Below are 24,489 nucleotides of genomic sequence, written 5' to 3'. Positions count from 1 at the left end.
GACTCTTTCAGTAGCGTTGCTGTAGGGCCTTTTCGAGTGAGGTGTCGCCGCCAATGGCAGAAGAGCGCATCATCGCAGACATGTGGTTCGACCCGCGGTGCCCGTGGGCCTGGATCACCTCCCGCTGGCTGCTCCACGTGGAGCAGGTTCGCCCAGTTGACGTGCGGTTTCATGTCATGAGTCTGTCGATCCTCAACGAGGGTCGCGACGATCTGCCGGACCGATACAAAGAGGGTCTGGCCAAGGGTTGGGGGCCGGTCCGGTTGGCGATCGCCGCCGAGCAGAAGTTCGGCAACGACGTGCTCCGCCCGCTGTACACGGCGCTCGGCACCCGGATCCACCACGAGAAGCAGGAGCTCGGCCCGGAGCTGTACGAGGCCGCGCTCGTCGAGGCCGGCCTGCCGGCGCAGCTCGCCGGGTACGCGGACTCCACCGAGTTCGACGAGCAGCTGCGGGAGAGTCACTTCGCCGGCATGAACCCGGTCGGCATGGACGTCGGCACGCCCGTCATCCACGTGCCGGGCGAGGACGGCAAGCTGATCGCGTTCTTCGGCCCGGTCGTCACGCCGGCGCCGAAGGGTGAGGCCGCCGGCCGGCTGTGGGACGGCACGCTCCTGGTCGCCGGCACGCCCGGCTTCTACGAGATCAAGCGGACCCGCGACGTGGGGCCGGTCTTCGACTGATGCGGAAGCGGTAGGCTGCCTACCTGTGCGGCGGTTCCTGACTCCTCGGTGGGTGCTCTGGCACGTCCTGGCACTCGCCGGGGTGGCCGTGTGCCTGGTCGCCGGTCGCTGGCAGTATCAGCGGGCGGCCGCCGGCAACATGCTGAGCTGGGCTTACACCGTACAGTGGCCGCTGTTTGCGCTTTTTGTGGTGTTTCTGTGGGTGCGGGCCGTCCGGGACGTCCTCGGGCCGAGGCCCGTGAAGACCCAGGAGCCGCTGCGCCCCAGGGCCGCACGGCCCGCGCCCAGGCCCGCCACCGCCGACGATGATCCAGAGCTCGCCGAGTACAACCGCATGCTGGCCTGGCTCGCCGCCAATCCCGACCGCCGCCCCGGCGACTTCCCAGGATGAGGTTCCCGTGCCCTTGAACAACGCGCTCGTGCGCTTCCGGATCATCGCCTGGATCGTCGGCGTGCTGCTGGTCGTGCTCACCGTCGGCACCGTACTGAAGTACGCCGCCGACGAGGAGACGATCGTGGCGCTCGTCGGCCCCGCGCACGGCTTCCTCTACATGGCCTACCTGGTGCTCGCCGCCGACCTGGCCCGCCGCGCGAAGTTCAAGCTCGGCTTCACCCTGCTGGTGCTGCTGGCCGGCACGGTGCCGTTCCTGTCGTTCGTGGCCGAGCGGGTCGTGACCCGCCGGGTCCAGTCAGCCCGACCCCTTGTAGGAAGCGCCGTGTGAGTCGGCGCAGTGCTCGGTGTCGAGCGTGTGGTCGACCTGCAGCGTCGTGTGCTCGATCGCGTACCGCTCCCGGAGCCGCTCCTCGATCGCCTCGCGCACCGCGTGGCAGTCGCCCGACGGCGCCACCAGCACGTGCGCGGACAGCGCCGGATAGCCGGAGGTGACCTGCCAGACGTGCAGGTCGTGCAGCTCGACCACGCCCGGCACGCCGACCAGCTCGCGGCCGAGCGCCGCCGGGTCCAGCCCGGCCGGCGCGGCCTCCAGGAAGATCCGGCCCGACTCGCGGACCAGCCCGAGCCCTGAGCGCACCATCAGCGCCGCCACCACCAGCGAGGCGATCGCGTCGGCCCGGTGGAAGCCGGTGAGCAGCACGACCAGACCGGCCACGGCCGCCGCGACGAAGGCGAACAGGTCCGTCAGTACGTGCTGGAACGCGCCCTCGACGTTGAGGCTGGAGCGGTCGGCCCGGCGGAGGATCCACACCACCAGCAGGTTGACGGCGGCGCCCGCCAGGGCGGTGACCAGGACCGCGCCGCCGCCCACCGACGGCGGGTGCGCCAGCCGGACCACCGACTCGTAGCCGATCCAGACGGCCAGCAGGAGCAGGGTCAGTCCGTTTGCCTGCGCGGAGAGGATCTCGGCGCGCTTCAGCCCGAACGTGAACCCGCCCGAGGGCGGCCGCGCCGCCAGCCGGGTCGCGAACAGGGCGAGGGCGATCGCCGCGGCGTCCGACAGCATGTGCGCCGCGTCGGACAGCAGCACCAGCGAGTCGACCATGACGCCGACGGTCACCTCGACCGCCATGAAGCCGGTGATCAGCGCCAGCGCGACACTCAGCAGCCGCCGGTCGGCGTCGGCCGACGGGGCGTGGTGGTGGTCGTGATCGTGGTCGTGCCCCATGCCAGCCATCTTATGCGTGCTTCGCTATATGACGGCAGCGGTTGCGGCGCCCGTTTCTGTCGCCGTGAGCCGGGGCATCTAATCAGTACGACGTTGCAGTGCGATGAAGGAGGGCTGGTCCGTGGGCATGGAAATCCAGCTGACACTCTCTTTGCCACGCGATCGGTCCACCGTCCCGCTGACCCGCCGCGTTCTCGACGCCGCGCTGGGCGTGTTCTCCGTCACCCGGGACTGCCGCGACGACATCGGACTCGCCGTCGGGGAGGCCTGTGCCAACGCTGTAGAGCACGCCGGCGCCGACTACCAGGTCACCGTCACGATCCACGAGGACCGCTGCGTCATCGACGTCGTCGACGAGGGGATCGGGATGTCCGACGTCGCCGCCGCCTCCCCGGAGTCCGAGCCGTCCGCGGATCCCGACATCGCGGAGAACGGCCGCGGGCTGCGGATCATCCACGCCCTCGCGGACATGGTCGAGCTGCGCCGCCACCAGCCGCACGGGGTGGCGCTGCGGATCGTGAAGATGCTGACGAGGGTGACCCCGGCGACCGCCTGACCTCACCCTTTGATCGCTCCTGCTCATCCTGGTGATTTTCTGGACGGAACCATGCCGTCGATCGGCGAGCGGGTCTGCAATGGAGCCGCACAGCCGGTGCGACTCCGGCGCATCTGGGCACCGTTGCGCAGTGTGCAACGTCACCCAACGAAGCCGGAGGGCTCAACATCATGACCACGCCGACCATCCCCGTCGAGACCCGCTGGACGGTGCAGGAACGCGCCTGGAAGCAGGAGCTGCCCGACCTGCCCGACGACGTCATCGCGCTGCTGGCTCCACCGGTCGTGGTCAGCGCGTCCACCATCGCGGGACGCACCGTCCCCCGCACCTCCCCGCGGGATGTCTGAGCTATACCGTTTCGTTCATGACGGTTGCGTACCCGATCGCCCACGCCTGGCTGTCCGCCGGAGGCACCGGCGCGCAGAATTACGACGAGTTCGCCGACGACGCGGAGATCACCGCGATCATCGCGGCCAACCCGTCCAGCGCGCTCGCCATCGAGATGCCCCACCGGGCGCCGGACAATGTCGACCGCTCCTTCACCGACAGTCTTCCCGACGCCGTGAGCCGCCTCCAGGCTGCCAAGGACGCCGGGCACTACACCGCAGCCGACGACGTGGTCGTGCTGTACCGGATCACGTCGCCCGACGGCGCCCGGGCCTACGGCCTGTGGTGCATGGTCGCCACCGACCAGATCTCCACCAGCGCCGACGAGCCCGGCGCCGTGATCCGCAACGAGGACGTCTTCATCGAGAAGGTCCGCGAGCGGGTCGCCCTCGCCGAGGCCACCCAGCACCTGCTGTCGCCGGTGCTCCTGCTGCAGACCGCGCACGGCGAGGCGCTGCACGCGGCCATCGCCCAGGCCGTCACCCACGCCGGCAGCCCCGCGGTCACCGACATCGACCCCGCCGGCCGCAGCCACGAGATCTGGGCCGTCGGCGCCGGCACGACCCGCGACCGGCTCCTGGCGCTGGCCGGCGGCGGTGAGCTCGTCGTCGCCGACGGCAACCACCGCAGCCTCGCCGCGCAGACCGCGGGCTACCCGCGCTTCCTCGCCGTGGTCACCACGCCCGAGTCGGTGGCGATCCAGCCCTACAACCGCCTGGTCTCCGAGCTCCCCGGCGGCGTGTCGTTCGGCGGTACCGCGCTGGACGCCGCCGAGGTGCCGGCCTCCGGTGGGCGCGTCCACCTGTACACGCGGGACGGCGCCTGGTCCGTCGAGCTTCCCCGCGACGCGGACGGCGGCGTCATCGACAACCTCGACCACGCCCTCGTCGAGCGCCGGCTCTTCGCCGAGACCCTCGGCCTCGACCCGGGCGACAAGCGCATCACGTACGTCGGCGGCGACTATCCCGCGTCGTGGCTGCGTGACGAGGTGGACGCGGGCCGCGCCGAGCTGGCCGTGCTCATCGCCCCCGTCACCGTCGACGACTTCGTCGCGGTCAACCTCGCCCGGCAGAAGATGCCCCGCAAGAGCACCTGGTTCACCCCGAAAGCACGCGCCGGGCTGGTCGTCGCCCAACTGTCGTAGCTTCACCCGATCGTGGTAGACACTAGGCCGCTTCGTCTACGGCCTGGGGTGTGCACATGCAGATCTTCATCGCGGCGATGGTCGCCGCCTTCGGTATCGGCGCCTTCGCCGCCGCCGCCCTCGTCTGGGACCGGCGGCGGCACTGGGGCCTCACCGGTGGCGCCACCGCCGGATGGGTGTCCGGGCTGCTCTTCGTCGGTTTCGCCCTGGTGGTGGGTTCCTGCCTGGGCCTGATCCAGTTCTGACAGACTTCCCGGTATGCGCGTCTATCTTGGTTCGGACCATGCCGGCTATGAGCTGAAAGTGCACCTGGTCGGCGCCCTGCAGCTGCAGGGTTACGAGGTCGTCGACGTCGGCCCGGCGAAGTTCGACCCCGACGACGACTACCCGGCCTTCTGCTTCCACACCGGCGCCCGCGTCGTCGCCGACCCCGGCAGCCTCGGCGTCGTCATCGGCGGCTCGGGCAACGGGGAGCAGATCGCGGCCAACAAGGTCCTCGGGGTCAGGGCCGCCCTGGCCTGGAACCTGGACACCGCCCGCCTCGGCCGCGAGCACAACGACGCCAACATCGTGGCCGTCGGCGCCCGCCAGCACACGCTCGACGAGGCCACCGCCCTCGTGACAGCGTTCCTGTCCACGTCCTTCTCCGGCAACGAGCGGCACGCCCGCCGGATCGCGCAGGTCCTGGACTACGACACCACCCGCGTCCTGCCACCCCTGCCCGAGTCCTGACAGCCGCTCTGCCCTGCGCTGCTCTGCTCTTGTACAGACGTTGGTCAATGCCCTGAAATGCCCCTTTTCCGAATCGACGCTGCGCGATCCACCCCCAATTCGATCTCTGAAACGGGGGTGGATCGCGCACTGTCTATGGGACAAAAGCCGCAAACCTGCGCATTGACCAACGTCTGTGCTGCGCCCTGTCGGCGGGTGGGGTGGCCGTGCGCCGTCCATTGTGTGGAGGGCCGCAACCTGCGCATTGACCAACGTCTGTGTTGCGTGTCGTTGGGGCCGGCCGGTCAGGTGCGGGGGCGGTGGCCGGGGCGGGTCAGTTCTTCGCGGGGGACCCAGCCGCGGCGGATGATCTGCAGGTCGCGCTCGGCGGCGGCCAGGTCGTCGTCGGTGGGGCGGGCGGCGTCGCGGGCGCGCATGGCGGCGGAGACGCTCACCTGGGACGCGCCGCCGCCGACGAGGCCGCGTAGGCCGCGTTCGGAGACCACCTCGTCGTGGTGGTGGTGATGGTGGTGGGTGTCGTGGTGGTGGTCGTGGTCGCGGTCCTGGTCGTCCCTGGGGTTGCCGGGGTGCCGGTCGGCGTGGTGGTGGGGGTCGGTGTCCGCGGTTTCGGGGTCGTGGACGTTCGCGGTCATGGCGAACGCGCCCGACAGCTCCGCGAGCTGGGCCGGGCTCGGCGGGGCCGGGCTGGTCGGGGCGACGCTCGGCACAGGCGTGCCTTCGGGTCCTTGTGAAGGCGTGGCGCTCGGCGCGGGCGCTGGTCCTTGCGGTGAAGCGGCGCTCGGTCCCGCTCCCTGCGGAGGCAGGACGCTCGGCGAGGGTGCCGCGCCCGCCCCTTGCGGAGGCGTGGCGCTCGGTCCCGCCCCATGTGAAGGGCTGCCGGGCAGCGGAGGAGCGCCGAGCGGTAGCGGGGGTGAGGGGGCGTCCTGGCCGCTGCCGGAGGAGCGGCCGGCCGATGCGAGATCTGCCGGGGAGACGGCGGGCTGAGCGGCGGCGGCCGGCGGGCCGGAGGTCGGCTGGGTGCTGACCGGGGGGTGGATCGGCGGCCGGGGCACGGGCGCGTGGGGCTTGGCCGCCGTCGCCGCTTCCGCCGTTGTCGGCCCAGCCGTCGCCGCTTCCGTCACCGCTGCTTCCGTCGTCGTCGGCTCCGCCGCAGGCATGTCCGCCGGCGGGGCGTCGGAGGGGGTGGCGGCAGCTGGTCGTACATCGGCCGCAGACGCATCGGGAGCGGTGTCGGCGGCGGGGTCCAGGTCGTCCATGGCGGGTGGCTGGGCGTCGGTGGTCACCGGTTGGTGATGCCGCATGCGGCGCCGCCGGCGCTGGATCCCACCCACAGCACAGACCCTACCCGTTCCGGGGCCCGGAGCAGAGGGATCAGAAGATCTCGATCGATACGGGGGCGACGTGCCAGCCGAAGGCGGTGCTCGCCGCGGCGACCGCGCCGGGGCGGTGCTCCTGGACGCGGCCGGTGGCGGCGAGCGTGCCGAGGGTCGTGCCGCCGAGGTATGCGGCGCCGAGCTCGAGGATGTCGCAGGTGAGGTCGGCGGGGGCGTCGGTGGGGGAGCAGTTGACCAGGGCGCCTCCGGCGCCGGCGCGCAGGCGCCAGCGGCCCGCGTTCGCCGGCAGGAGGGCGTCGGTGACCTCGATGACGACGTCGACGGGGGCGGCGTACTTGCGGGAGGTCAGCGCCCGGGGGAGGTCCACGATCCGCAGCCACAGGCCGTCGCCGACCTTGCCGGCCAGGCGGCGGGGCTCGTCGACCATGTGGAAGATCGGCTCGTCGACGCTGGAGAGGCCCATGACGACGGTGCGGGTGAGGTCGACGCCGAGCAGGAAGCGCCACAGCGCGGCGTAGGCGTGGGGCGTCGCGGCGACCAGCTCCACGACGTTGACCTCGCCCTTCGGGCCGTTGTCGTCCCACTGGCTGCGGACGCGGTAGCGGGTGTACCCGTCGACGACCCCGTCCGCGTTCTCGAACAGCACGGCACGCGTCGCCGTGTGCCCGTCGCGCTCGGACTCCAGGTCGGTGGTGAGGAACGTCCACCAGGCGTCGCTGCGGGACGACAGGCCGGGCCGGCCGGCGAGCGACCGGGCGTACACCTCGGACAGCTCCTTGAGCACCTCGGTGGGCGCCGCGCCGCGCAGGTGCCCCGCGCCGGTGCCGATGGTGCCGCGGATCGCGACCTCACGGCGGTCGGCGCGGATGGTGACGTTCTGCGACGCGAGGCCGTAGCCGAACCGCTGGTAGATGCGCCCCTCCGACGCCCACAGCACCGCGACCGCCTCCGGCACGGTGGTGAGCTGCTCGGTCATCATGCGGCGCAGCAGGCCCTGGCGGGTGTGCACGGGGGAGACGGTCACCGCGGTCACGTGGGCGGCGGGGATCACGGCACCCGGCACGGCGAGGTCGCGGGTGAGCGCGCCGGCGGTGCCGACGATCCGCCCGTCCGACTCCGTCAGCAGGTACCGCGCCAGGTCGAGCACCAGGTGGAGCTTGCTGCCCGGGTCGGGGGCGCCGAGCCCGTTGAAGTTGGACCGGATCACCTCGCGCATGGCGGGAAGGTCGGCGGGTGTCGCGGCGCGCAGCGTGTATCCGGTCACGCAGTCGTGTCTACCTCGTGACCTCCACTGAGCGCGACCGATTTCGTGGCGTGGTTACTCTCGGAAGTGACCGACGGCAAGTATCCGGGGGCGGAAGTCTGTCTGGGGGGAGTCGCACGATGACGCAGGGTGCGTTGCTGGACCTGGTATGTGGTCCGGCGAGCCCTTTGCCCGAGACGTTCCAGCGCTATCGGCTCGTCGCCCATCTGGGCTCGGGCGGTCAGGCGGACGTCTATCGCGCGGTGCGCATCTGCGGCGGGGTGACGTCGGCGCCGATGACCGTGAAGGTCTTCCGGATCGACCCGCAGCGGCCGATCGCCGACGAGCTGCGCTCGTGGGACAAGGGCGACGCCGCCCTCATGGACCTCAACAACCGGGGTGTCGGCGGCATCTGCCGGCGCGCCGACGGCTTCTACGGGCCGCCACCGCACCGTCCGGGGGAGCGGCCGGCGCCGGGTGACGCCGTGCCGTACCAGGTCTACGACTACCTGCACGGGGTCAACCTGCGCGAGTACATCGCGCAGCGGGCCGGCATGGCGCCCGGTGGCCGCCGGCTCAACGCCGTCGGCGCGCTCAAGACGCTCGGGTCGGTGCTGCAGGCGCTGCACTACCCGCAGCAATCCGGCGCGACGGCCGTCCTGCACATGGACGTCAAGCCGTCCAACCTCATGGTCCTCGCGACCGGCGAGGTGCGCCTGATCGACTTCACCGGCGCCCGGTACTTCCGCGAGGAGGAGATCACCCAGATCGCCTACACCCCGGAGTCCGGCGGCCCGGAGGCGTTCGGCGGCGTGAAGTACGTCGGTCCCGCGTACGACGTGCACGGCTACGGCGCGGTCGCCTACTTCATGGTCACCGGTGCGTATCCGCGGGTCGACGGCCGCACCGACCAGCGCAACCCGCACGAGGCCTCGCCGCCGCAGTGGAACGTGCTGCGGCGCCACCCGCTGCTGGAGCGCATCCCGGCCCTGCGGGACCACCTGCACGCGCCGCTCGCCGACCGCCCGGCGGAGCGCCCGGACACCCGTGAGCTGCCGTCGTGGCTGGCCCACCTGGCGGAGCTGGTGCGCCGGTCCGGGCTGCCCGACGTCGGCTGCGACTGGGTCGAGCCGGAGGCGTCGGAGACGTCGCGGGCCGTCGGCCGGGCCAGGCCGTCCGTCACGGGCACCGAGACCGACGCGTACCAGCGCATCGAACGCCTGGAGCGGGAGCTGGTCGCCCTTCGCGCCGGCTCCTCGGCCCCGACCGCGTTCTACACCGCGCCGCCCGTTTCCGCACCGCCTGTCTCCGCACCGCCTGTGTCCGGTGTACCGGTGTCGCCCGGCGCGACCGGCGTCGCCGTCTCCGATGCCGGCGTGCCGCAGATGCGCGGCCGGGCCAAGGTCGTGCACCGGCCGGCGCCCGACCCGACCGGCATGATGCCCTCCGATCCCGAGATCGAGCGCCCCATGTACCGGCCGGAGCCCGGCGAGCGCGCCCGCACCCTCAAGATCGGCTGGGAGCTGACCGGCACCGGCGCGTTCATCGCGTTCATCTGCTGGGGCCTCTGGGCGCTGGACAGCGACGGCAGCCTCAGCGGCCCCTTCATCGCGTTCTTGGTCGTCCTCGCCGTCGCCGCGGGTGTGTTCACCCTCACCCGGCTCGTTGGCCGGCTCGTCCTGGAGCAGCGCTTCGGCCGGATCCGCCGCAGCGCGAAGGGCGCCCACGCGCTCACCGGCCTCTTCCTGGCCGGGGCGGGCGTCGCCTACCTGCGCGAGGTCGGCTGGTTCATGCAGTTCTGGACCTGGCTGACGGGCCTGTCCGGGTGAGGCGCTGGCAGCCCGGCCGGGGGAGACGCTGGCGGCGCCGCCGCACCACCCACACCCTGGAAGGCCTGATCAACTTCCGGGACCTCGGCGGCCTGCCCGCCGCCGGCGGCGCGGTCCGCCCCGGCCGCCTCTTCCGCAGCGACTCCCTCGCCTACGCCACCGGCGCCGACGCCACCCACCTCCTGAAGGACCTGCGCGTCGCCACCGTCATCGACCTGCGCGGCGAGTACGAGGTGGCCCACCTGGGCCGCGGGTTCGTCGAGACCGCCCCCGTCGACTACGTCTCCGCCCCGATCGCCGACGTCAGCGGCGCCGCCGACCTCGTGGGCCACTACGTTGCGATGCTTACCGAGAAGGGCGACGTCCTCGCCTCCACGGTCCGCCTCCTGTCCACCTCCTCGACCCTGCCGGCCGTCTTCCACTGCGAGGCCGGCTGCGACCGCACCGGCGTGCTGGCCGCGGTGGTCCTCGGCCTCCTGGGCGTCCCAGACGAGGTCATCGCCGCCGACTACGCCGCCACGGCCGCCGCGATGCCGCGCATCCACGAGCGCGTCTCGGTCGTCGTCGACCGCCTCGGCCTCCCGCCCCGCCCCGCCTCCGTCCTGGACTGGACCCCCGAGGCGACGATGATGCTGCGGACGCTGGAGCTGGTGAAGGACCGCTGGGGCTCGATCCAGGACTGGGCCCACACGTACGGGCTGAAGGACGACGACCTGTCCGCCCTGCGCGCCGCGCTGGTCGCCTGAACCGTCCCGGCCCGCTCAGTCGTAGGCGTCGCCCAGCCGCGGGAACGACGGGTCGTCCCAGTGCAGCGCCCGCCCTTCGGCGCGCAGCATCCACTCGAGCAGGTCCGTGAAGCTGCTCGCCACGACATCCATGGACCCGACGATGCCGTGCTGGTCCCAGGAACTGTCGTAGCAGCGGCCACTGTGAATGTCGCCGAAATCGGCGGAGATGTACGAATACGAGCTGTCGTTGGTCTTGGCGATGAGATACCAGGCGTCCGACGGGTCGTCCGGGAACTCCTCCCGAACGATTGCCGGGTTGGCCTTGACGACCCGGTCCGGAGGCAGGATCAGCGCGCCGTGGAACTCGTCGGCGAACAGTTCCGCGCCGCCGCATGCGGCATAGAAGTCGATGACGTCCCGCGGTGCGGTGTGGTGCGGCTCGATCCGGATCGGGCCGGACGGCGGGAACACCCGGCATCCGGCCCGCGACCCGATCTCCCGCAGCAGTGTTGCGATGTCCACGAGCGGAGATCCTAGGCAGGCGAACAGAGGTACTCCGCGAACACGCATCGGCGGGCGACACGAGCTTCAGGGCGCGCGGCCGATCTTCGACATGGACAGCTCCACGCCGATGGCCGGGCGGTCGGGGGTGCCGGCCGGGTCACTCGTCACGGCGACGCAGAGGTCTGTCGTGGCGGACTGGCCGAGGCGGCGTACCGGGCGGCACGACTCGGACGAGGCCCCGCCCGGCACCGCCAAGGTGCCCCATCCCTTGGTCTCCTGCAGGTGCCGCCGGAGCCGCTCGGTGAGGGCGGCGGTGGAGTCACCCGCGGTGCCGGTGACGCGGTAGTACGTCCAGCAGGCGTGGCCGCCCTGGTCGCAGCCGTCGGCTCCGTCAGGCCCGGTGGCGCTGGTCGCGGTCAGCCCGGCGGGCAACGGGAACAGCTCGTCCGGCGACGGTTCGCCGACCTGGTTCCACGAGAGCACACCGACGCCGCAGGCGAGCCCCAGCGCCCCGCAGGCGACCAGCGTGGGGACGGTCCGGAACGGCTGGGACCGCCGGGTCGCCGCCACCAGCAGCGCGACACCGCCGGGGACGAGGTACCAGATCAGGGTCGGCACGACGATCGCCATGCTCCGGTCGCCGGGCTGCCCGGGCAGCGTCCACCGGATCGTGGCGATCGCGGCGAGCAGGACCAGCGCGATCGGCAGCGCCGCCCGGATGCGGGGCGCGAACAGGCACCACGCGGCGAGGGGCAGCCATGCGCAGACGACGACGGGCGCGACGACGCCGTGCGCCAGCCGCCACCCCACCGCCATGGCGACCACCAGCCCCACCGCGGGGACACCGATCCGCCACCATAGATCCTTCGCCACGCCGATCATCAAACCAGCATCGATACGGCCGCGCCGTCCCGCCGGCGGGCCAGCCCCAGCTCGCAGGCTTCGCCGTCCATGCGGATGCCTCGCCGTAGGTCAAGCATCGCGGCGAGGCGATCGTCAGGTCGTGTCCTTCTTCACCGCTGCGTCGCGCTCGGCGACGCTGCCGAACTCGCGCCCGCACGCGGTGCAGATGTAGTCGCCGGTCTGGGCGCCGAGGTAGTACTCCTTGGCGAGGTCGGCGTGGGCGCACGGTGGGGATCCGGCCTCCCGGTGCCGCGCCCGGAGCTCGCTCGCACGGTCGGACTGCACGGATCAAGCCTAGGCGGCGGCGGTGCCTCCCGCGCCGGGCTGCGGCGATCAGGTCGCCGCGCGCCAGCGGGCGCGGTCCTCGCCCGGCTTACGGGTGCAGCGCATCAGCGTTCCGGTCGACGTGTGTCCGATCGCACCTTCGGGCGAGCAGAAGGCGCCCGGGTGGACGTTGTTGTTGCCGCCGCCGGCCGGGGCGGTCGTCTTCGGAGGCGCCGGCTTCGTCGTGGTCGGCTTCGCGGCGCCGGTCGTCGTCTTCGGCGCGGGGACGCCGGTCGCCGGTACAGACGCGGCAACGGACGCAGATGGCGACGCGGACGGGGACGGAGACGGAGACGGAGACGGAGAGTCGGACACCGACGCGGACACCGACGGCGACGCGGAGCCGGCCGCGGCCACGGACTGGGTGCCCGGCTTCGCGGTGGAGCCGCAGCCGGCGAGGGCGAGCAGGACGATCACGGCGACGGTGAGGCGGCGACGGCTCATGCGCTGATCTTCCGCCGCGGAGCGCCATCGTTGATCGGTCGCGCGGACGTCATCGGATTCACGTTCAGTCAAGGATCCAGTACGTTCGGACAGCGCCGGTCATTCCTGGGAGGTCCAGCGGACCGGGAAGACGCCGACGCGGGACTCGTGGACCGGGTCGCCGGCAGCGACGTGGTCGGGGTGTTTCGAGCAGCGGACAGGGACGTCGCCGGTGGCGGTCGGGGTGAGCTTCACGGCGGTGCAGGTGATCTCCATGAGTGGGGACAGTAGTCGAACAGGCGTTCGAAATCAGCCGGATCATGGAATTGACCAGGAGGAACGCCCGCTACGTGCCGGACCGTCCGATCATTGGCACGCGGCGGCGCGGGTGTGCAGGTACCGGCGAAGGGGCACGCTGCCGGTGAGGCCGGCGGCCTTCGTGTAGGCGTCGCGGGCGTCCGCGAGCGAGCCGCTCATCTCCAGCAGATGCCCCCGCACCGCGTGGAAACGGTGATCGCCCGCCAGGGAGCTCAGCGACGACAGCAGCGACAGGCCGGCGGAGGGGCCCGAGTCCATCGTCACCGCCACCGCGTGGTTCAGCGCGACCATCGGGTTGTCCGTCAGGGTCAGCAGCAGCTCGTACAGTGCGACGATCTGCGGCCAGTCGGTCTCGGCGGCGGTGGGGGCCTCGTCGTGCAGGGCCGCGATCGCCGCCTGCAGCTGATACGGGCCGACCGGGCCGCGGGGCAGCGCCGCCGTGACGAGGGCGACACCTTCCGCGATCAGCGCCGCGTCCCAGAGGGTGCGGTCCTGCGTGTCCATGGGGACGGGGGTGCCGTCGGGCGCGGTGCGGGCGGGCCGCCGCGCGTCGGTGAGCAGCATCAGCGCCAGCAGCCCGGCGACCTCGCTGTCGGTGGGCATCAGCCGGTGCACGAGCCGTGCCAGCCGGATCGCCTCGGCGGCCAGATCGGGCCGGTGCAGGTCCGGGCCGGTCGTGGCGGCGTAGCCCTCGTTGAACATGAGGTAGAGCACGTGCAGCACGGCGCCGGAGAAGCCGGACGGCAGCGCGAACGGCACGCCGCTGGCCTTGATCCGTTGCTTGGCGCGGCTGATGCGGCGGGCCATCGTCGCCTCCGGCACCAGGAACGCCCGCGCCACCTCGACGGTGGTGAGGCCGCCGACGGCCCGCAGCGTCAGGGCGATCTGGTCGGGCGGGGTCAGCGACGGGTGGCAGCACATCGCCAGGAGGATCAGGCTGTCGTCGTGCGCCGCGCCCGACGGCGGCGGGGGCACCCACTCGGCCTCGCGGCGCAGCCGTGCCTGCTCGCTGCGCAGCAGGTCCGTCAGCCGCCGCGACGCGACGGTGATCAGCCAGCCGCGCGGGGACTCGGGGACGCCGCCGGCGGGCCACTGCGCCGCGGCCGCGATGAGCGCCTCCTGCACGGCGTCCTCGGCGTGGTCGAAGTGCCCGTACCGGCGCACGAGAGCGCCGAGGACCTGCGGCGCGAGTGAACGCAGCAGGTCCCCTGATGCGTCCTCAGAGACCGATCTCATCGCCGGATTCGATGATCGGCCGCACGTCGGCGTAGGCCGTCGCGGCGGCCGCGGGCGGCGCGGGGCACTGGCCGAGCCGGGAGGCGATCTCGGTGGCCCGGTCGAAGCTGTCGACGTCGACGATCCAGTACCCGGCGAGGACCTCCTGCGTCTCCGCGTACGGCCCGTCGGTGACCAGCGGCGGCGTCCCGCCGATGCGGCGGGTGTGCACCGGGGCGCCCAGGGCTCGGGTCTCGACCAGCTCGCCGGCCGCCTCGAGCTCCTGGTTGAACTTCGTCATGAACTCGCCCATCGCGGCGAAGTCCTCGGCGGTCCAGACCGGGGCGTCGCCGGGCTTGCCGGCCATCTCGTCGTAGTCCCGCTGCGACGCGTACGTCAGGATCATGTACTTCACGGTCACTCCTCTCGAACGGCACCGTCCACCGGTGACGCCGGAGACGTCGGAGCGGGCGCGCCGTCCCGGACAGCATCGCCGAGAAACTTCATGACCGTCTCGCGAAACCGGTCCGGGGCCGTGCTGTGGATGCGGTGCCCGACCGGGAGGGTGACCAGCTCACAGCGCGGGATGCGCGCCGCGACCTCGGCCAGCCGCGCCGGCGCGATGTGGCTCGCGGGCCCGCCGGACAGCAGCAGGGTCGGCGCCGTGATCGCCGGCAGCGCGTCCCACCACTGCGGTTGCGCCTGCCTGAGCTGCGCGATCGCGGAGGTCAGCGCCAGCCGGTCGTACCGGCGGCGCGGGTCGGCGGTCCCGATCGACAGCAGCAACAGCCGGCCCAGCGACAACCGGCCCTCGCAGATGCGCGGCGGCGCCGGCGGATCCTCGAGGACCAGCCGCGTGACCCAGTCCGGCCACTCCTGCGCGACCAGCGACGCGGCGAACCCGCCCAGCGAATGCCCGACGAGCGTCACCTGGTCCAGACCGAGCCGGTCGAGCAGCGCGAGCACGTCGTCGCGGTGGGAGTTCAGCGTGTACCGGCGGGAGCGCGGACTGCTTCCATGACCTCTCAGGTCCGGCACGACCACCCGGTGCCCGGCCTCGATCAGCGCCGGCGTGAACAGGTCCCAGGTCGCGCCGCGGCTGCCCCCGCCGTGCAGCAGGACCACCGCAGGGGCGTCCCGCGGGCCCTGGTCGCGATGGTGCAGCTCCACCTACGCGCCGAGCTGGTCGGCGAAGTCGTGCAGGACGCTCACCAGCTGGGTCATCGGGACCGGCCGGCGGCTCACCTCGGCCACGTCCTTGCCCTCCGCGGCGAACAGCGGCGGCAGCGTGTGGATCCCGGCGTCGAACGGCACCGCGGCCACCTCGTCCTGCCAGCCCGGCCAGCGCCAGCTCAGGTAGAACTGGTCGATCGCGCCGCCGAGCATCGCGTACAGCCAGTCGGTGTACCCGAGGCCGAGGTCCTCCCAGCCGAGCGTGTCGGGCGCGAAGTAGTGGATCGACGGTGACGGACCGTCACCCTGCCGCCACACGAACTCGCCGCCCATCACGTCCTGCGCGACGACCAGCCCCGCACCCTCGAACCCGGCGTTGACCGTGTGGATGTCCGGCAGCCGCCGCTCGGGGTGTCCGGAGCCGAGGATCCGCAGCCAGCCGTCGTCGATGACCAGCCCGCCGGACAGGTACACCAGCGACCCGAGCCACGACTTGGTGGTGACCTGGAGCCGCTCCAGGCTGGATGCCGCCCTGTCGGGATCGGTCGGCAGGATCTCCACCGCGAACGGTGACCCGCTGACCGCCGCCTCGACCTCGGCCCACGCCGACCGGTCCTCGGAGATCAGCTCGGCGAGCGAGCGCATTCCGCAACTGTACGACGCCCCGCCCCGCCGCGTTCGCATTCACGAACGACGGATTTCCGGTGATGAATGACGATCATTCACGTTCTCGCTCTGTCCTGTGCCGCGTACTCAGCGTCACGATGTCGGGCATGACTCGCCGCTGGCTGATCACCGGATGCTCCACCGGCCTGGGCCGCGCCCTCGCGGAGGCCGTCGCCGCCTCAGGACAGCAGGTCCTCGCCACCGCCCGCCGGCCGTCGACGCTCGAGGACCTCCGGGAGGCATACCCCCGCACGCTCGCCACCTGCGCGCTCGACGTGCGCGACCCCGACGACTGCCACAACGCGATCCACGCCGCCGTCGCCCGCTTCGGCGGCATCGACGTCCTGGTCAACAACGCCGGCTACGGCCACTTCGGCGCCGTCGAGGAGGTCACCGACGCCGAGCTGGAGGCCCAGTTCGCCACCAACCTTTTCGCCCCCTGGCGCCTGACCCGCCTCGTCCTGCCCCTCATGCGCGCCCAGGGCCACGGCGACGTCGTCATGGTCTCCTCGACCGCGGGCCGCCTCGCGTACCCGGGCCTGGGCGCCTACGCCGCCGCCAAGTACGCCCTCGAAGGCATGGTCGAGACCCTCGCCCAGGAGCTCACCGGCACCGGCGTCCACGTCGTCGCCGTCGAGCCGGGCTGCTTCGCCACCGAGTGGGGCGCCACGCTGACCGAGTCGGACCACCTCGACACGTACCGCGCGGTCACCGCCCCCATGCTCGCCGGCACCCGCGCCATGAAGGACCTCCCGATGGCCAACCCGCCGTCCCTCTTCGCCACCGAGGTCCTGCGCCTGATCGCCTCCGACGCCCGCCCCACCCGTCTCCCCATCGGCGCCGACGCCTGGCAGGCCCTCCTCGACGCCGCCGCCCGCGACCACACCGCCCTCCTGAACGCCCGCCCCGTCTCCGTCTGACTTTCTCAGCACGGGGTGATCTGTCGATGACCTGACAGGCACGAGGAACCCGGATGCCGGCGCACCAGGGATCCGGAGCGCCGGCACGCGCGAGCGACCAGGGCCGCGTGAGATCGCCGCGGGCGATGAGTGCGGAGGATCAGCAGGGCGCGGGCGAGAAGCTAACGGCCCAAGGGTGAGAGGCGCAGGTCGCGGCAGTGGGACGATGGAGCCTGTGACCTGCTTGAAGAGCTAAGAGCGGGCGATGAGAATCGAACTCACACCGTCAGTTTGGAAGACTGAAGCTCTGCCATTGAGCTACGCCCGCGTGCTCCCAGCGCTGCCGGGTGCGCCTCCCAGCGTACCGAATCCTCCGCCGGAGGGCATATGGCGGGTCCATGCAGTGCGACACCGCCATACCGAGCGGCGGACTGTCAGACCCAACGCATACACTTGCCGACGCACAGCACCGGGGTGTAGCGCAGTTTGGTAGCGCACTCGCTTTGGGAGCGAGGGGCCGTGGGTTCAAATCCCGCCACCCCGACCGGGACATACCAGGCAGCCGCCAGTCCACCCCAGCCGTTGGAGCGGCTGACCGCGACCCATGAGGAGAAGTTCTGTGAAGAGCACCGTCGAGACCCTGAGCCCGACGCGCGTGCGGCTCGAAATCGAGGTGCCGTTCGCCGAGCTGGAGCCCAGCTTGAAGAAGGCCTACCGGGAGATCGGCTCGCAGGTCGTGATTCCCGGGTTCCGCCGCGGCAAGGTGCCGACCGCCGTCATCGACCAGCGGGTCGGGCGAGGTGCCGTGCTCAACGAGGCGGTGCAGGAGGTCATCCCGACGCAGATCCTGGCCGCGGTGCGTGAGCACGAGGTGAAGACGCTGGGCCGGCCCGAGGTGGAGATCACCGAGTTCGCGGACGGGCAGCCGTTGAAGTTCACCGCCGAGGTGGACGTGCGGCCCGAGATCACGCTGCCGGACCTGTCGGAGATCCAGGTGACGGTCGACGCGCTCGTGGTGAGCGAGGAGGACGTCGACGAGCAGCTCAAGGGGCTGCGGGACCGGTTCGCGACGCTGAAGACGGTGGAGCGGGCGGCGCTGGTCGGCGACTTCGTGCAGATCGACCTGGTCGCGACGGTCGACGGCGAGGAGGTGCCGGGCGGCAGCGCCACCAACATCTCCCACGAGGTGGGCAGCGGTCAGCTGGTGCCGGGGCTCGACGACGTGCTGGCGGGGATGTCGGCGGGTGAGTCGACGACGTTCACCACGCAGCTGGTGGGTGGCGACTTCGAGGGGCGCGACGCCGAGGTGTCGGTGACCGTGAAGTCGGTCAAGGACAAGCAGCTGCCGCCGGTCGACGACGAGTTCGCGCAGCTGGCGAGCGAGTTCGACACGCTCGACGAGCTCAAGGACGACCTGCGCACCCGGCTGACCCGGGTGAAGCGGATGGAGCAGCTCTACTCGGCTCGTGACCTGGCCCTGAAGGCCGTCATCGAGGCCACCGAGGTCCCCGCGCCGGAGGGCGTGGTGAAGGACGAGGTGGAGTCGCGCAAGGAGTCGATGAACGACCAGCTCCAGCGCATCGGTGCGTCGTTCGAGGACTACCTGTCGACCGAGGGCAAGACCGAGGAAGAGATGGACGCCGAGCTCAACGAGGCGGCCGTCGAGGGCGTGAAGGTGCAGCTGGTGCTCGACACCCTGGCCGACGCCGAGAGCATCCAGGTGAGCGACGACGAGTTCGGGCACGAGATCGTGCACCGGGCGCAGCGTGCCGGGGTCGGCCCGCAGCAGTACTACGACCAGCTGGTCCAGGCCGGCGTCGCCGGTGCGGTCTTCGGCGACGTGCGGCGGGGCAAGGCGCTTGGTGTGGTGCTCGAGCGGGTGAAGATCGTCGACTCGGAGGGCACCGCCCTGTCGCTGGACGACCTGCGCGGCCCGGTGGACGAGCACGAGGGCCACGACCACGGTGACCACGAGGGTCACAACCACTGATCTGGGAGCCGGCCGGGCCCGAGCCGCAGCGTGGAGGCACGCAACGCGGCAAAGCACGCACAACGGGCCCGGCCGACCACGGTGCGCTCATAGCGAAATGCGGTGAGCATGGGAAGCTCCCGCTCCCAACACCGGTTAGGGTCGGCAAGTACAAGACTCTTGCGAAGGGCTGCCATGACCGACCTGCATATTCCAGCGTCGCCAGTCAGTCCCGCGCCCTCGGGGCGCGGTCGGGGCGCGGACTCGAGCCTGACGCTCGACGACTCGGTGTTCAACCGGCTGCTCAAGGAGCGCATCATCTTCCTTGGTAGCGAGGTCAACGACCAGGTCGCCAACCGGATCTGTGCCCAGATGCTCCTGCTCGCCGCCGAGGACGAGGAGCGCGACATCTGGCTCTACATCAACTCGCCCGGTGGCTCCGTCTACTCGGGCATGGCGATCTACGACATCATGCAGTTCGTCACCAACGACGTGGCGACGGTCGCGATGGGCATGGCGGCGTCGATGGGCCAGCTGCTGCTGTGCGCCGGCGCGCCGGGCAAGCGCATGGCGCTGCCGCACGCGCGGATCATGATGCACCAGCCCTCGGGTGGCATCGGCGGCACGGCCTCGGACATCGCCATCCAGGCCGAGCAGATGCTCTACACCAAGCGGATGTTCCAGGAGCGGGTGTCGTTCCACACGGGGCAGAGCCTGGACCAGATCGAATCCGACTCCGACCGCGACCGCTGGTTCACCGCCGAAGAGGCGCGCGACTACGGCTTCATCGACAAGGTGATCACCGGGGCCCAGCAGGCTCCGGAAGGCGCCGGAACCCTGGCTTGAGGAGCGAAGCGATGACCGATCTGAGCCTGCCCCCGGCGATGCGCGAGGTGCACAACCGTTACATCCTCCCGTCCTACGTGGAGCGCACGTCGTACGGGATCAAGGAGACCAACCCGTACAACAAGCTGTTCGAGGACCGGATCATCTTCCTCGGCGTGCAGATCGACGACGCGTCGGCCAACGACGTGATGGCGCAGCTGCTGACGCTGGAGAGCAACGAGCCGGACCGCGACATCATCATGTACATCAACTCGCCCGGTGGCTCGTTCACGGCCATGACGGCGATCTACGACACGATGCTGTACGTGCGGCCCGACATCCAGACGGTCTGCCTCGGCCAGGCGGCGAGCGCCGCAGCGGTCCTGCTCTCGGCCGGCACGCCCGGCAAGCGGCTGGCCCTGCCCAACTCGCGGATCATCATCCACCAGCCGGCCACCGAGGGCGGCTACGGGCAGGGGTCCGACATCGAGATCCAGGCCCGCGAGATCATGCGGATGCGCACGAACCTCGAGGAGATGGTGTCCCGGCACACCGGGCAGCCGATCGACAAGGTCCGCAAGGACATCGACCGCGACAAGATCCTGACGGCCGACGAGGCCAAGGAGTACGGTCTGGTCGACAACATCCTGGTCAGCCGCAAGAAGTCGGCGCTGGTCGCTTCCGGGGCGTAGCCCACAAGGTTCACGGTCGGCCCGCCTCACCTCACGGTCTGGCGGGCCGATGTGGCCATCCGGAAAGACACCACCGCTCAGGGGGTCGGAATACGGCCGACCACCAGGTAACGTCGAGGCAGCACGAAGCAACACGCACGACGCAAGACGCAAGCGGCGACCGGCAGCAAGCCGCGCACGTGAGCTGAACAAAAGCGCAAAGCGCGCAAAGCGCGAAGCACAGGCGCGACGCGATCCGGGCAGTCAGTCCGGCCGAATGCAGGGAGATCGTAGGTGGCACGGATCGGCGACGGCGGCGACCTACTGAAATGTTCCTTCTGCGGCAAGTCGCAGAAGCAGGTGAAGAAGCTGATCGCAGGACCGGGCGTCTACATCTGCGACGAGTGCATCGACCTCTGCAACGAGATCATCGAGGAAGAGCTCGCCGAGTCGGGTGACGTCAAGTTCGACGAGCTGCCCAAGCCGATGGAGATCTGCGCCTTCCTCGACCAGTACGTGGTCGGGCAGGACCAGGCCAAGAAGGCCCTCGCGGTGGCGGTCTACAACCACTACAAGCGGGTCCAGGCCGAGTCCGGCGGCAACTCCAGCGACGGCGTCGAGCTCGCGAAGTCCAACATCCTGCTGATCGGCCCCACAGGCTGCGGCAAGACCCACCTGGCGCAGACCCTGGCCCGGATGCTCAACGTGCCGTTCGCGATCGCGGACGCCACGGCGCTCACCGAGGCCGGCTATGTCGGCGAGGACGTCGAGAACATCCTGCTGAAGCTGATCCAGGCCGCGGACTACGACATCCGCCGCGCCGAGACCGGCATCGTCTACATCGACGAGGTCGACAAGATCGCCCGCAAGTCGGAAAACCCCAGCATCACCAGGGACGTGTCCGGCGAGGGCGTGCAGCAGGCGCTGCTGAAGATCATCGAGGGCACGGTCGCCAACGTGCCGCCGCAGGGCGGCCGCAAGCACCCGCACCAGGAGTTCATCCAGATCGACACGTCCAACGTGCTGTTCATCTGCGGTGGCGCGTTCGCGGGGCTCGACCGGATCGTCCAGGCACGCGTCGGCAAGGGCGGCACCGGCTTCGGCGCCAACCTGCGCTCGATCACCGACCGCACGCTCGACGACAGCTTCGGCGACGTGATGCCGGAGGACATGCTGAAGTTCGGGCTCATCCCCGAGTTCATCGGCCGCCTCCCCGTGATCACCAGCGTCAAGAGCCTCGACCGCGACGCACTGGTCAAGATCCTCACCGAGCCGCGCAACGCGCTCGTCCGGCAGTACCAGCGCCTGTTCGAGCTCGACGGCGTCGAGCTGGAGTTCAACGCCGAGGCCCTCGAGTCGATCGCCGACCAGGCGATCCTCCGAGGCACCGGCGCCCGCGGCCTCCGCGCGATCATGGAGGAAGTGCTCCTCAGCGTGATGTACGAGGTGCCCAGCAACCCCAACATCGCCCGCGTGCTGATCACCCGCGAGGTCGTCCTCGAGAAGGTCATCCCGACCATCGTTCCCCGCGACCTCGCCGCCCACCGGGCCGGCCGCCGCCGCGCGGACCGCGAGGAGAAGTCGGCCTAGCCGCACGAGACGCGGCGCCGTCCACCCCCACGGGTGGGCGGCGCTTCTCTTTGTGGCGTTTGCGGCATGTGTACGACCTGAGCAACGGAATACGGATCACACTGCCAGCAACGCGACGGAAAACGCGGTGGCGGTGCACGATAACAACCAATAGCGTTCTCGGCGTGTTGTCACTCGTCTTCGCCGCCGTGTCCGCGCTCGTCTGGGGTGCGGGTGACTTCGCCGGCGGCAAGGCGAGTCAGCGCACCGACTCGTTCGGCATCGCGCTCGTGGCCGAGCTGGCCGGCATCCCACTGGTCGTCGGCTGGCTGATCGTCACCCGCCCGGGCCTGCCGGCAGCCGCCGACCTCACGTGGGGCGCCGCGGCCGGCGTCGTCGGCGTCGCGGGTCTCGTCGTCTTCTACCGCGGTCTCGCCGGCGGCGCCATGTCGGTCGTCGCGCCGCTGACCGCCACGACGACGGCCGCGGTGCCGCTGCTGCTCGGCCTCGTCCTGGACCGGCGCCCGTCGGCGCTCGCCCTGTGCGGCGCGGTGCTCGCCGTCGTCGCCATCACGCTCGTCAGCGCCGGCCCGACCGGCGGCGTCACCGTCCCGCGGGGGACGATCGTCGCCGCGCTCGGCGCCGGGCTGCTGTTCGGTGGGTACTTCACCCTCATCGCCCAGACGTCGCACGCGTCCGGGATGTGGCCGCTGCTGTCGGGCCGCGTCGCCGGGGTCGCCGGGCTCCTCGTGGCGATGCGCGTCATGCGCGTGCCGCTGCGGATGGACCGGACGTCGGTGGCGCTCGCGAGCACCGCCGGCGCGTTCGACGTGACCGCCAACGCGTTCTACCTCGTGGCCGTCCGCGGGGGCATGCTGAGCATCACCGCGCCGATCGCGTCGCTGTACCCGGTGAGCACGGTCTTCCTCGCGATGGCCGTCGACCGGGAGCGGATGCGGCCGCTGCAGATCACCGGGCTCGGTCTGGCCGCCGCTGCTCTCGTCCTGACCGCCGCCTGATCGATAGGCTGAGGGTATGCGCGTAGCGGTGTGTCAACTGAACGCCCGTGACGACCGGGCCGACAACCTGAGGGTGGCCAGGACCCTGCTGGAGCGTGCCGCCGCGGGCGGTGCGGATCTGGCGGTGCTTCCGGAGTACGTGGACTACCTCGGCCGCGCCGACGGGGCGCCGAAGCCGGAGGCGATCGACGGGGAGTTCGCGGCCTTCTTCGCCGACGCCGCGCGCGAGCTCGGGATGTGGGTGCACGCCGGCTCCTTCCACGAGGTCGGGCCCGACCCCGAGCACACGTACAACACCACGCTCGTCTTCGACCGCCAGGGCGGACTCGCCGGCACCTACCGGAAGATCCACCTCTACGACGTCGAGATCCCCGGTCGCGTCTCCTATCACGAGTCCGCGACGGTGGCGCCCGGCACGCAGACCACGCTGCTCGACGTCGACGAGGCCGTTCTCGGCCTGTCGATCTGCTACGACCTTCGTTTCCCCGAGTTGTACCGGCAGCTGGCGATCGACGGTGCGACGGTGCTCGTGGTGCCGGCGGCGTTCATGCTCCACACGGGCCGCGACCACTGGGAGCCGCTGCTGCGTGCCCGCGCGATCGAGAACCAGTGCTATGTGCTGGCCGCCGGGCAGGTCGGCAACCACGACCCCGACCGCACCTGCTTCGGGCGCAGCATGGTGATCGACCCCTGGGGGACGGTCGTCGCCCTGGCGCCCGATGTCGTGGGCGTCACGTTCGCCGATCTCGACTTCGCGCGGCTCGCGGAGATCCGCGCCACGTTGCCGAGCCTGGCCAACCGCCGGCTCTGACCCTCCCCGCGCCGGCCCGGCGGTTGCCGCCGGGTCAGGCGTGGCGGTTGCTCAGGATGCCGACGACGGTGATCCCGACGATCGCCGCGCCCGTGACGAGCATCGCGGCCCGCATCCGTGAAGGCCCGCGCATCGCCAGCCGATAGGTGGCCACGACCACGAACAACGCCACGGCGATCCCGATGACGAACTGCCACAGCGGGAAGAGCATGTCCAGCAGTGCGTCCGCGTGGGGGCTCGGCGTCATGCCGTCATCCTCCCCGATTTGACGCGGGTTCGCCGTTCCCCGTACGGTTCTCCAGGTCCGAGGGACTGGTCGGAAACGACCGGTTCGCCGGACTTCTTCCTGGGTGGTGCGGTTTCAACCGGTGTAAGCCGGATTTGCGATCGCGAAGCCGGCCAGGTAAGTTGATCCAGCCGGCAGGGAGCCGGGCGGGTGAAAGCCGAGAGGCTCGAGCCGGCCGGTCCAGTCGGAATCCCGAGCAGGTCTCCACACCGGAAACGGTGTGGCTGGCGTGTGCGGGAAACGTTCCAGAAGGTCGACAAGCGGATAACGCGAACTTGACAGGCAGGAACGAGCTGGTAAAGTAACAAAGCCGGCAGGGAGCCGGGCGGGCAAGCGAGCGACACGCTCCAGTGCCGGCCGGTCCTACTGGATCTCCCGAAACAAGATCACCGGAAACGGTGTCCTTGTTATGCTCGGGAAGCCGCTTGAAGTTGAATAGCCCGGAAATACGGACTTGACAACGGCGAGCGACCTGGTAAAGTAGAGAAGTTGCCCCGGATGAGGCAAGCTCAACTGAGCGAGCTTCAGCGGTGTGTGTTGGTTGTTTGAGAACTCAACAGGGTGCTTGTTAAGCCAGTGCCAATTGATTGACCCCGTGACATGGCTTTGTTGTCGTGTCCGAGGATTCCTTTGGTGACAAACGATTGTTTGTTGCC

30 protein-coding genes and 2 tRNA genes are annotated in these 24,489 nt (G+C 70.9%); 18 read left to right on the top strand and 14 right to left on the bottom strand.

The window, feature by feature from the left end; genetic code table 11:
- The first annotated feature begins 53 nt into the window (after positions 1–53).
- Genes ABD332_RS09820 through ABD332_RS09810 form a run of 3 tightly spaced genes read left to right on the top strand, consistent with a single transcriptional unit; the run spans position 54 to position 1,405 of the window.
- Positions 54–683 carry a mycothiol-dependent nitroreductase Rv2466c family protein gene (locus tag ABD332_RS09820; protein WP_344501495.1) on the top strand — a complete coding sequence of 210 codons (630 nt, stop codon included), beginning with the start codon at positions 54–56 and terminating at the stop codon, positions 681–683.
- A gap of 25 nt (positions 684–708) precedes the next feature.
- Positions 709–1,074 (top strand): hypothetical protein, encoded by a 366-nt coding sequence (locus ABD332_RS09815; RefSeq protein WP_344501494.1) that lies wholly within the window; start codon positions 709–711, stop codon positions 1,072–1,074.
- A gap of 13 nt (positions 1,075–1,087) precedes the next feature.
- The gene (locus tag ABD332_RS09810) at positions 1,088–1,405 is read left to right on the top strand and encodes a DUF3817 domain-containing protein (protein ID WP_344501899.1); all 318 of its coding nucleotides are present in this window, start codon (positions 1,088–1,090) and stop codon (positions 1,403–1,405) included.
- Here the strand turns inward: ABD332_RS09810 and ABD332_RS09805 are convergent.
- The gene (locus tag ABD332_RS09805; protein WP_344501493.1) at positions 1,373–2,305 is read right to left on the bottom strand and encodes a cation diffusion facilitator family transporter; all 933 of its coding nucleotides are present in this window, start codon (positions 2,303–2,305) and stop codon (positions 1,373–1,375) included. The two genes, ABD332_RS09810 and ABD332_RS09805, sit on opposite strands and share 33 nt — an antisense overlap.
- A 151-nt stretch (positions 2,306–2,456) precedes the next feature.
- Between ABD332_RS09805 and ABD332_RS09800 the strand changes: the two genes are divergently transcribed.
- From ABD332_RS09800 to ABD332_RS09780, 5 genes are all read left to right on the top strand, one after another.
- Positions 2,457–2,861, top strand: a complete 405-nt coding sequence (locus tag ABD332_RS09800) for an ATP-binding protein (protein ID WP_344501492.1) — start codon at positions 2,457–2,459, stop codon at positions 2,859–2,861.
- Between the two features lie 170 nt (positions 2,862–3,031).
- Complete coding sequence (locus ABD332_RS09795; RefSeq protein WP_344501491.1) at positions 3,032–3,208, top strand: hypothetical protein; 177 nt, start codon at positions 3,032–3,034, stop codon at positions 3,206–3,208.
- 17 nt (positions 3,209–3,225) lie between these two features.
- Positions 3,226–4,392, top strand: coding sequence for a DUF1015 family protein (locus tag ABD332_RS09790; protein ID WP_344501490.1), 1,167 nt, complete (start codon positions 3,226–3,228; stop codon positions 4,390–4,392).
- A gap of 56 nt (positions 4,393–4,448) precedes the next feature.
- Complete coding sequence (locus ABD332_RS09785; protein WP_344501489.1) at positions 4,449–4,637, top strand: hypothetical protein; 189 nt, start codon at positions 4,449–4,451, stop codon at positions 4,635–4,637.
- Between the two features lie 13 nt (positions 4,638–4,650).
- Positions 4,651–5,124, top strand: a complete 474-nt coding sequence (locus tag ABD332_RS09780) for a ribose-5-phosphate isomerase (RefSeq protein WP_344501488.1) — start codon at positions 4,651–4,653, stop codon at positions 5,122–5,124.
- A 284-nt stretch (positions 5,125–5,408) separates the two neighbouring features.
- Here the strand turns inward: ABD332_RS09780 and ABD332_RS09775 are convergent, their stop codons facing one another.
- Positions 5,409–5,831 (bottom strand): hypothetical protein, encoded by a 423-nt coding sequence (locus ABD332_RS09775; RefSeq protein ID WP_344501487.1) that lies wholly within the window; start codon positions 5,829–5,831, stop codon positions 5,409–5,411.
- 664 nt (positions 5,832–6,495) lie between these two features.
- Positions 6,496–7,722, bottom strand: a complete 1,227-nt coding sequence (locus tag ABD332_RS09770; protein ID WP_344501486.1) for a GNAT family N-acetyltransferase — start codon at positions 7,720–7,722, stop codon at positions 6,496–6,498.
- 119 nt (positions 7,723–7,841) lie between these two features.
- Here ABD332_RS09770 and ABD332_RS09765 point away from each other — a divergent pair, with 119 nt between their 5' ends.
- Both ABD332_RS09765 and ABD332_RS09760 read left to right on the top strand, forming a co-directional pair.
- The gene (locus ABD332_RS09765; RefSeq protein WP_344501485.1) at positions 7,842–9,530 is read left to right on the top strand and encodes a serine/threonine protein kinase; all 1,689 of its coding nucleotides are present in this window, start codon (positions 7,842–7,844) and stop codon (positions 9,528–9,530) included.
- A complete protein-coding gene (locus ABD332_RS09760; RefSeq protein WP_344501484.1) occupies positions 9,527–10,276 on the top strand; it encodes a tyrosine-protein phosphatase in 750 nt (249 codons plus the stop codon). Before ABD332_RS09765 ends, ABD332_RS09760 begins: the two co-directional genes overlap by 4 nt.
- 15 nt (positions 10,277–10,291) lie before the next feature.
- Here the strand turns inward: ABD332_RS09760 and ABD332_RS09755 are convergent, their stop codons facing one another.
- The 9 genes from ABD332_RS09755 to ABD332_RS09715 all read right to left on the bottom strand — a co-directional run bounded on the left by ABD332_RS09755 (position 10,292) and on the right by ABD332_RS09715 (position 15,763).
- On the bottom strand, positions 10,292–10,780 hold the full coding sequence (locus ABD332_RS09755) for an SMI1/KNR4 family protein (protein WP_344501483.1): 489 nt from the start codon (positions 10,778–10,780) through the stop codon (positions 10,292–10,294).
- A gap of 66 nt (positions 10,781–10,846) precedes the next feature.
- Complete coding sequence (locus tag ABD332_RS09750) at positions 10,847–11,644, bottom strand: hypothetical protein (protein ID WP_344501482.1); 798 nt, start codon at positions 11,642–11,644, stop codon at positions 10,847–10,849.
- A gap of 114 nt (positions 11,645–11,758) precedes the next feature.
- Entirely contained in the window at positions 11,759–11,950 is a 192-nt protein-coding gene (locus ABD332_RS09745) for a hypothetical protein (protein WP_344501481.1), read from the bottom strand.
- Positions 11,951–11,998: 48 nt separating this feature from the next.
- Positions 11,999–12,433 carry a hypothetical protein gene (locus ABD332_RS09740; protein WP_344501480.1) on the bottom strand — a complete coding sequence of 145 codons (435 nt, stop codon included), beginning with the start codon at positions 12,431–12,433 and terminating at the stop codon, positions 11,999–12,001.
- 99 nt (positions 12,434–12,532) lie between these two features.
- Positions 12,533–12,688, bottom strand: a complete 156-nt coding sequence (locus ABD332_RS09735) for a hypothetical protein (RefSeq protein WP_344501479.1) — start codon at positions 12,686–12,688, stop codon at positions 12,533–12,535.
- Positions 12,689–12,778: 90 nt separating this feature from the next.
- Complete coding sequence (locus tag ABD332_RS09730) at positions 12,779–13,966, bottom strand: RNA polymerase sigma factor (protein WP_344501478.1); 1,188 nt, start codon at positions 13,964–13,966, stop codon at positions 12,779–12,781.
- On the bottom strand, positions 13,950–14,351 hold the full coding sequence (locus ABD332_RS09725; protein WP_344501898.1) for a YciI family protein: 402 nt from the start codon (positions 14,349–14,351) through the stop codon (positions 13,950–13,952). Before ABD332_RS09725 ends, ABD332_RS09730 begins: the two co-directional genes overlap by 17 nt.
- 11 nt (positions 14,352–14,362) lie before the next feature.
- Positions 14,363–15,115, bottom strand: a complete 753-nt coding sequence (locus tag ABD332_RS09720) for an alpha/beta fold hydrolase (RefSeq protein ID WP_344501477.1) — start codon at positions 15,113–15,115, stop codon at positions 14,363–14,365.
- On the bottom strand, positions 15,116–15,763 hold the full coding sequence (locus ABD332_RS09715; RefSeq protein ID WP_344501476.1) for a DUF2625 family protein: 648 nt from the start codon (positions 15,761–15,763) through the stop codon (positions 15,116–15,118).
- A 128-nt stretch (positions 15,764–15,891) separates the two neighbouring features.
- On the opposite strand from ABD332_RS09715, the gene ABD332_RS09710 reads away from it, so the two are divergent.
- A complete protein-coding gene (locus ABD332_RS09710; protein ID WP_344501475.1) occupies positions 15,892–16,704 on the top strand; it encodes an SDR family oxidoreductase in 813 nt (270 codons plus the stop codon).
- Between the two features lie 236 nt (positions 16,705–16,940).
- Here the strand turns inward: ABD332_RS09710 and ABD332_RS09705 are convergent.
- Positions 16,941–17,011, bottom strand: a tRNA-Gly gene (locus ABD332_RS09705).
- Between the two features lie 142 nt (positions 17,012–17,153).
- Between ABD332_RS09705 and ABD332_RS09700 the strand changes: the two genes are divergently transcribed.
- From ABD332_RS09700 to ABD332_RS09670, 7 genes are all read left to right on the top strand, one after another.
- Positions 17,154–17,227 (top strand) — tRNA-Pro (locus ABD332_RS09700).
- Positions 17,228–17,302: 75 nt separating this feature from the next.
- Entirely contained in the window at positions 17,303–18,673 is a 1,371-nt protein-coding gene (tig, locus tag ABD332_RS09695) for a trigger factor (protein WP_344501474.1), read from the top strand.
- A 174-nt stretch (positions 18,674–18,847) separates the two neighbouring features.
- On the top strand, positions 18,848–19,498 hold the full coding sequence (locus tag ABD332_RS09690) for an ATP-dependent Clp protease proteolytic subunit (protein ID WP_344501473.1): 651 nt from the start codon (positions 18,848–18,850) through the stop codon (positions 19,496–19,498).
- Between the two features lie 11 nt (positions 19,499–19,509).
- Complete coding sequence (locus ABD332_RS09685; RefSeq protein WP_344501472.1) at positions 19,510–20,169, top strand: ATP-dependent Clp protease proteolytic subunit; 660 nt, start codon at positions 19,510–19,512, stop codon at positions 20,167–20,169.
- 273 nt (positions 20,170–20,442) lie between these two features.
- Positions 20,443–21,738, top strand: a complete 1,296-nt coding sequence (clpX, locus tag ABD332_RS09680) for an ATP-dependent Clp protease ATP-binding subunit ClpX (protein ID WP_344501471.1) — start codon at positions 20,443–20,445, stop codon at positions 21,736–21,738.
- Positions 21,739–21,902: 164 nt separating this feature from the next.
- Positions 21,903–22,736, top strand: coding sequence for an EamA family transporter (locus ABD332_RS09675; protein ID WP_344501470.1), 834 nt, complete (start codon positions 21,903–21,905; stop codon positions 22,734–22,736).
- Positions 22,737–22,752: 16 nt separating this feature from the next.
- Complete coding sequence (locus ABD332_RS09670; RefSeq protein WP_344501469.1) at positions 22,753–23,547, top strand: carbon-nitrogen hydrolase family protein; 795 nt, start codon at positions 22,753–22,755, stop codon at positions 23,545–23,547.
- A 34-nt stretch (positions 23,548–23,581) separates the two neighbouring features.
- Here ABD332_RS09670 and ABD332_RS09665 read toward each other — a convergent pair whose 3' ends face one another.
- Positions 23,582–23,794, bottom strand: coding sequence for a hypothetical protein (locus tag ABD332_RS09665; RefSeq protein WP_344501468.1), 213 nt, complete (start codon positions 23,792–23,794; stop codon positions 23,582–23,584).
- Positions 23,795–24,489 lie beyond the last annotated feature (695 nt).

Source organism: Dactylosporangium maewongense, from assembly GCF_039531485.1.
Lineage (GTDB): Bacteria > Actinomycetota > Actinomycetes > Mycobacteriales > Micromonosporaceae > Dactylosporangium > Dactylosporangium maewongense.
Note: the sequence above shows the minus strand (reverse complement) of the source record. Positions and strands in the feature narration are given on the sequence as shown.

Excerpts from the sequence above, each read along its gene's own strand:
- ABD332_RS09685 (WP_344501472.1), top strand. The coding sequence starts at position 19,510 with ATGACCGATCTGAGCCTGCCCCCGGCGATGCGCGAGGTGCACAACCGT.
- ABD332_RS09730 (WP_344501478.1), bottom strand. The coding sequence starts at position 13,966 with ATGAGATCGGTCTCTGAGGACGCATCAGGGGACCTGCTGCGTTCACTC.
- ABD332_RS09780 (WP_344501488.1), top strand. The coding sequence starts at position 4,651 with ATGCGCGTCTATCTTGGTTCGGACCATGCCGGCTATGAGCTGAAAGTG.
- ABD332_RS09735 (WP_344501479.1), bottom strand. The coding sequence starts at position 12,688 with ATGGAGATCACCTGCACCGCCGTGAAGCTCACCCCGACCGCCACCGGC.
- ABD332_RS09765 (WP_344501485.1), top strand. The coding sequence starts at position 7,842 with ATGACGCAGGGTGCGTTGCTGGACCTGGTATGTGGTCCGGCGAGCCCT.
- ABD332_RS09795 (WP_344501491.1), top strand. The coding sequence starts at position 3,032 with ATGACCACGCCGACCATCCCCGTCGAGACCCGCTGGACGGTGCAGGAA.
- ABD332_RS09665 (WP_344501468.1), bottom strand. The coding sequence starts at position 23,794 with ATGACGCCGAGCCCCCACGCGGACGCACTGCTGGACATGCTCTTCCCG.
- ABD332_RS09790 (WP_344501490.1), top strand. The coding sequence starts at position 3,226 with ATGACGGTTGCGTACCCGATCGCCCACGCCTGGCTGTCCGCCGGAGGC.
- ABD332_RS09670 (WP_344501469.1), top strand. The coding sequence starts at position 22,753 with ATGCGCGTAGCGGTGTGTCAACTGAACGCCCGTGACGACCGGGCCGAC.
- ABD332_RS09715 (WP_344501476.1), bottom strand. The coding sequence starts at position 15,763 with ATGCGCTCGCTCGCCGAGCTGATCTCCGAGGACCGGTCGGCGTGGGCC.
- ABD332_RS09805 (WP_344501493.1), bottom strand. The coding sequence starts at position 2,305 with ATGGGGCACGACCACGATCACGACCACCACCACGCCCCGTCGGCCGAC.
- ABD332_RS09820 (WP_344501495.1), top strand. The coding sequence starts at position 54 with ATGGCAGAAGAGCGCATCATCGCAGACATGTGGTTCGACCCGCGGTGC.
- ABD332_RS09740 (WP_344501480.1), bottom strand. The coding sequence starts at position 12,433 with ATGAGCCGTCGCCGCCTCACCGTCGCCGTGATCGTCCTGCTCGCCCTC.
- ABD332_RS09750 (WP_344501482.1), bottom strand. The coding sequence starts at position 11,644 with ATGATCGGCGTGGCGAAGGATCTATGGTGGCGGATCGGTGTCCCCGCG.
- ABD332_RS09690 (WP_344501473.1), top strand. The coding sequence starts at position 18,848 with ATGACCGACCTGCATATTCCAGCGTCGCCAGTCAGTCCCGCGCCCTCG.
- ABD332_RS09710 (WP_344501475.1), top strand. The coding sequence starts at position 15,892 with ATGACTCGCCGCTGGCTGATCACCGGATGCTCCACCGGCCTGGGCCGC.
- ABD332_RS09725 (WP_344501898.1), bottom strand. The coding sequence starts at position 14,351 with ATGATCCTGACGTACGCGTCGCAGCGGGACTACGACGAGATGGCCGGC.
- ABD332_RS09785 (WP_344501489.1), top strand. The coding sequence starts at position 4,449 with ATGCAGATCTTCATCGCGGCGATGGTCGCCGCCTTCGGTATCGGCGCC.